The 1,285-nt window shown below is 67.5% G+C and carries 1 protein-coding gene; it reads right to left on the bottom strand.

Annotated features, from left to right (window positions below; translation table 11 throughout):
• Window positions 1–404: 404 nt before the first annotated feature.
• Window positions 405–1,285, bottom strand: an 881-nt coding sequence (locus HC022_RS26760) for a toprim domain-containing protein (RefSeq protein WP_254885285.1), incomplete at its 5' end; no start/stop codon positions are given.

The following is a 1,285-nucleotide window of genomic DNA, read 5'->3' as shown; positions in this document are numbered from 1 at the left end:
GAGATCGAAATCGAGCCAGGGAGAGGAGAGGTGTAGCATCATATCGCCGCGTCTGGTGTCGCCCCGTTGAACCCGCTGCGCGGCGGCGAGGCAAGGGGCCTGGCGTCGCGCTGTTGTGGCGGCGGCCGTGTCGGTCTTCCGGGCGCTTGTCCCGGGCTGTTGGCAAGACCGCATGCCGGCATCGGGGATCCGACCCCTGATCGGTGCCTCGGCGCGGAACAAGGCCGAAGGCCGCCGCGCCATCGCCGGCCCGCCCGCCCCGGGCTGGCGATCTGGCCGGGCCGGGTGCTGCGTGCCGGGGTCATTCGGAGGTGGCCGGGATAAATCGAGAGGCTCGGAGCGCGCATCGCCATCCCGCGGACCGGCGATGGCGCGGCTGACCCTAGACCTAGTTGGAGCAGACTTCACACATCCAGTTCCGCCACGAACCGTGCGTTCTCCTGGATGTACTGGAAGCGCAGCTCGGGTTTCTTGCCCATGAGGCGCTCCACGAGGTCGCCGGTCTCGCCCGGTTCGTCCTCGTCGATCGTGACGCGGATCAGCTTGCGGGTCGCGGGGTCCATCGTGGTTTCCTTCAGGTCCTTCGCGTCCATCTCGCCCAGACCCTTGAAACGCTGCACGTCGATCTTGCCTTTGCCGCCGAGCCCCTTCTTAAGCATTTCCTCCTTCTCGGCGTCGTCGGCCACGTAGATCCGGCGCGCGCCTTGGGTCAGGCGATACAAAGGCGGGCAGGCGAGGTAGAGGTGGCCCTGGTCGATCAGCGGGCGCATCTGGGTGTAGAAGAAGGTCATCAGCAGCGAGGCGATGTGGGCTCCGTCCACGTCCGCGTCGGTCATGATGATGATCTTCTCGTAGCGCAGATCGTCGAGGCTGAACTTGGTACCGAGCCCGACGCCGAGCGCCTCGCAGAGATCGCGGATCTCGGCGTTGGACGTCAGCTTGTTCGAGGCGGCGCCGAGCACGTTCAGGATCTTGCCCTTGAGCGGCAGCAGTGCCTGGGTCTCGCGGAAGCGCGCGCCCTTGGCCGAGCCGCCGGCCGAGTCGCCCTCGACGATGAAGAGCTCGGTGCCCTCGCGGCTCTTGGCGGTACAGTCGGTGAGCTTGCCGGGCAGGCGCAGCTTCTTGGTGGCGGACTTTCGCGCGGTCTCCTTTTCCTGGCGCCGCCGCAGCCGCTCTTCGGCGCGCAGCACGAGGAAGTCGAGGATGGCGCCGGCGGACTTGGTGTCCGAGGCCAGCCAGTTGTCGAAGTGGTCGCGCACCGCGCCCTCGACCAGCCGCTGGGCCT

The organism is Salipiger sp. HF18 (genome assembly GCF_011806505.1).
Classification (GTDB): domain Bacteria; phylum Pseudomonadota; class Alphaproteobacteria; order Rhodobacterales; family Rhodobacteraceae; genus Salipiger; species Salipiger thiooxidans.
Note: the sequence above shows the minus strand (reverse complement) of the source record. Positions and strands in the feature narration are given on the sequence as shown.